Raw genomic sequence first — 1,685 nt, forward strand, 5'->3', positions numbered from 1 at the left:
TTCAACTTTGATGAAGCAAATCTTTCTGGCGAATTGTGGTTCGCCGAAGGTTTTACCAGCTATTTTGATGACCTCAGCTTACAGCGGGCGGGTATCCTCAGCGCGGAAGACTATGTAAGTGGCCTTACCGGAATGCTCAATTACGTATTGCTACGTCCCGGCACTCGGCACCGCGGCCCGATTGGGATGAGTCAATGTGCCCCCTTCGTAGATGCCGCTACCTCAATTGACGGGGATAATTTTGCCAACACTTTCATCAGCTACTACTCCTACGGCGCAGTACTCGGACTAGCACTTGACCTCGAATTACGCCGGGATCACAATACTGACCTAAGTCGTTTTATGCGCTTGGTATGGGAGCGTTACGGTGAACCGGAAATTCCCTACCACATTCCTGATTTGGAGCACTTGCTCGCTGAGTTGACAGGTAATAAAACGTTTGCCACAAATTGGTTTGCTGCACATATATACAACAGTGGATTACCAGACTTAAAAGGCCTCTTGGAAGATTTTGGGGTAAAAATGGAGCTGAACGAAATGGACAGCGTTGGTTTTTATGGCTTACGCCTAAAAGATACCGAAGAAGGCTTGAGAGTTGCCGGAACAGTCTTTGCAAACAGCCCACTCTATGCCGCCGGTCTTGAAGAAGATGACTATATATTGTCACTCAATGACACAGCCATTACTTCACAAGAAGAATGGAAGGAAGCAGTAGCGGCTCTTAAAATTGGACAAACCTGCCAGCTCCGATTTAAGCAAAACGGGNNTTGAAACTACGGGCTCTTTTACAGCTACTTATGACCCTGGTTTTAACGTTAGTTTACTCCCCTCAAAAGAAGTGAAGGGCAAGGTTAAAAAGCGACAAGAAGCATGGCTAGAGTCGGGAGTAAAATAACGCTCTCCCCCCTTCAACCTTCTCTCTCCTCATGGGGTTAATTGGTTAAACAACGACTTCTAACAATGACGCATCTTGCTTGGGACAAAATCTCCAACTTGTACACTTACACAGAATTTCGGCAGCTTGCCGATCAGCTACTTGCTAAAGGCCAAACTACGGGTGAAAATCATAGCGAGGCAATGCTCCACTATACGGAATTGAATGTAACCCGGATGAATCGTTTGGACAAGCGCTCTCGCCTGACGGAGGAGACCCTGGCTGCCTTGCAGAAAATTGAGCGTCCGCTAGTGTGGCTTACCCTTACCGAAGCNNTGGTGTGGCGATGCTGCTCAGATTATCCCTGTGCTAGACCAGATGGCTGCAAGCCAGCCTCACATCGAGCACTTTCTCATTTTGCGCGACGAACACCTCGACATTATGGATAGTTTCCTTACCAATGGCGCCCGAGCGATTCCCGTCACTATCGTCATTGACAAAGAAAGCAATGAAGTGCTCGGTCATTGGGGCCCACGCCCGGAAGTATTACAACATCAGGTGATGGACGCTAAAGCAGCGACCTTGGTGGCTACTACAGAAGAAGATCGTAAAGCAATTGCAGAACAAGCTAAGATTGATGCCCAAAAATGGTACGCTAGAGACAAGACGCTCTCTACCCAAAAAGAGGTGCTTGAGATGCTTGAAACCTTGGTAAAACATTAAGAAATAATTAACCAAAAATAAACTCGCACCTATTGGTAATCTTCTTTTTTAATCTCAGCTTTGTCTTGCCAAAAGGGTAATACTTAAG

The 1,685-nt window shown here is 46.7% G+C and carries 3 protein-coding genes; all 3 read left to right on the forward strand.

Annotated elements, in window-relative coordinates:
• On the forward strand, positions 1-765 hold a 765-nt coding region (locus ACRBG0_RS28605; protein WP_431490236.1), incomplete at both ends, for a PDZ domain-containing protein.
• Between the two features lie 195 nt (positions 766-960).
• The coding region (locus ACRBG0_RS28610) for a thioredoxin family protein (RefSeq protein WP_431490237.1) at positions 961-1,208 on the forward strand (248 nt) is incomplete at its 3' end.
• 44 nt (positions 1,209-1,252) lie between these two features.
• Positions 1,253-1,597, forward strand: a complete 345-nt coding sequence (locus ACRBG0_RS28615) for a thioredoxin family protein (RefSeq protein ID WP_431490238.1) — start codon at positions 1,253-1,255, stop codon at positions 1,595-1,597.
• The last annotated feature ends 88 nt before the right edge of the window (positions 1,598-1,685 follow it).

It is taken from the genome of Lewinella sp. (genome assembly GCF_050633125.1).
Classification (GTDB): Bacteria; Bacteroidota; Bacteroidia; order Chitinophagales; family Saprospiraceae; genus Lewinella.